Raw genomic sequence first — 2,397 nt, 5'->3', positions numbered from 1 at the left:
ACGGGGCACCCGGCCCGCGCCGGTGTCCCGTGCGTCGTACGTGCCTTCGGTGTCCATGAACCGCTGCCCCCTGACCAGCCAGGTCCCGCCTTCTGCACGGCCAATCTAGTGCCAGGGCACGGGGAGTTCAGCAATCCGGCCGTATGGGCGCGGTGCCCCACCGGTCGTGCGCGGCCCGGCCACCTGTCCGCCACGGACAAGCCCACGCCTCCACCACTCCGCGACGGAGCATGACCCCCGCCCTCCCGCGCCCCTAGCCTGCAGGGAGAAGCGTCCGGAACACCCCCAGGAGCCCGCATGTCCGACATCCCGCAGGAGCGCCGCGTCCTCACCGCCATCCCCGGTCCAAAGTCGGTGGAGCTGCAGGCCCGCCGGACGGCGGCGGTCGCCGCCGGCGTGGGGTCCACGCTGCCGGTGTTCGCCGCCCGCGCGGGCGGCGGGATCATCGAGGACGTGGACGGCAACCGGCTGATCGACTTCGGTTCCGGCATCGCCGTGACCTCGGTGGGCGCCTCCGCCGAGGCGGTCGTGCGCCGCGCGTCGGCGCAGCTCGCCGACTTCACCCACACCTGCTTCATGGTCACGCCGTACGAGGGGTACGTGGAGGTCTGCGAGCGGCTCGCCGAGCTGACCCCGGGCGACCACGCCAAGAAGTCCGCGCTGTTCAACTCGGGCGCCGAGGCCGTCGAGAACGCGGTGAAGATCGCCCGTGCGTACACCGGGCGGACCGCCGTGGTCGTCTTCGACCACGGCTACCACGGCCGCACCAACCTCACGATGGCGCTGACGGCGAAGAACATGCCGTACAAGCAGGGCTTCGGGCCGTTCGCGCCCGAGGTGTACCGCGTCCCGGTGGCGTACGGCTACCGCTGGCCGACCGGTGCCGAGAACGCCGGCGCGGAGGCGTCCGCGCAGGCCATCGACGAGATCACCAAGCAGATCGGCGCGGAGAACGTCGCGGCGATCATCATCGAGCCGGTCCTCGGTGAGGGCGGGTTCATCGAGCCGGCCAAGGGCTTCCTCCCGGCGATCGCCGGTTTCGCGAAGGAGCACGGCATCGTCTTCGTCGCGGACGAGATCCAGTCCGGCTTCTGCCGTACCGGCCAGTGGTTCGCCTGCGAGGACGAGGGCATCGTCCCGGACCTGATCACCACCGCCAAGGGGATCGCCGGCGGTCTCCCGCTCTCCGCGGTGACCGGCCGCGCCGAGATCATGGACGCCGCGCACTCCGGCGGTCTGGGCGGCACCTACGGCGGCAACCCGGTGGCGTGCGCGGGCGCGCTGGGCGCCATCGAGACCATGGTCGAGCTGGACCTCAACGGCAGGGCCCGGCGCATCGAGGAGGTCATGAAGGGCCGCCTGGAGGAGATGCGGGCGAAGCTCCCGAACGGCGGGGTCATCGGTGACGTCCGGGGGCGGGGGGCGATGATCGCCATCGAGCTGGTGAAGCCCGGTACGAAGGATCCCGACGCGGCCGCCACCGCGGCCCTGGCCAAGGCCTGCCATGCCGAAGGGCTGCTGGTACTGACCTGCGGGACGTACGGCAACGTCCTGCGCTTCCTGCCGCCTCTGGTCATCGGCGAGGATCTGCTGAACGAGGGCCTCGACATTCTCGAACGGGCGTTCTCCACGCTCTGATGCGTACGGATTCACCCTGGGGGCGCGCGGCGTTTTCGGGCACATCGACCGGCTGCGCGTGAGGGTCTGTGAAGAAGGTGTGCGGGGGCCATGGCGGGTTACCGTGGCCCCTGTCGGCCCACTCCCCCCTGACGTACGGTTTCCACAGATGAGAGAAACACCCCGCCCGCAGGGAACTGCGGGTGACGCCGGGCCGGGGCTCCCCCAGCACCGTCCCGGCAGTGCCTCCGCGCACACCACTGGAGCATCGCGCTCCGGAACTCCTCACCGATCGGACGGTCGCCCGCCCCACACCCCCCGGGGCGCGCGGCACACCGGTCAGACCGGCCACCCCGGAACACTCCCCCCAGTTCCCCGGTGGCCGGTCCTTTTCCTTTCCCGGGTGGCCGCGCTGCTGGCCGTCTTCGCGCTGATCACCTGGCAGGTGGTGGCCGACGGCCCGCTGCTCGGCCCCGACGAGCGGCTCGGATCGGCGTTGGCCGGACGGGGGCCCGCCGCGCTGTCCGACCTCTTCGCCGACCTCGGCAACATGGAGGTCGCCGTCCCCGTGGTGGCGTGCGCCGCCCTCGTGGCCTGGCTGCGCCGGGACCGCCGGGCGGCGCTGTACGCGGTCCTGACCATGGCGGCGGTCCCCGTGCTCGTCGTCCCGCTCAAGCTGTGGACCGACCGGCAGGGTCCGCTGACGGAGGCGACCGGCTACTACCCCTCCGGCCACACGGCCACCGCCGCCGTGGCGTACGGAACCTGTCTCTTATACAC

1 protein-coding gene and 1 pseudogene are annotated in these 2,397 nt (G+C 71.9%); both read left to right on the top strand.

Annotated features, from left to right (window positions below; genetic code table 11):
- Positions 1-297: 297 nt before the first annotated feature.
- Positions 298-1,638 (top strand): 4-aminobutyrate--2-oxoglutarate transaminase, encoded by a 1,341-nt coding sequence (gene gabT / locus IH13_RS0133315; RefSeq protein WP_031090391.1) that lies wholly within the window; start codon positions 298-300, stop codon positions 1,636-1,638.
- Between the two features lie 382 nt (positions 1,639-2,020).
- A pseudogene (locus tag IH13_RS0133310) lies at positions 2,021-2,397 on the top strand (phosphoesterase); the annotation flags it as partial.

Origin of the sequence: Streptomyces sp. NRRL WC-3549 (genome assembly GCF_000721935.1) — a bacterium.
In the GTDB taxonomy this organism is placed as follows: domain Bacteria; phylum Actinomycetota; class Actinomycetes; order Streptomycetales; family Streptomycetaceae; genus Streptomyces.
Note: the sequence above shows the minus strand (reverse complement) of the source record. Positions and strands in the feature narration are given on the sequence as shown.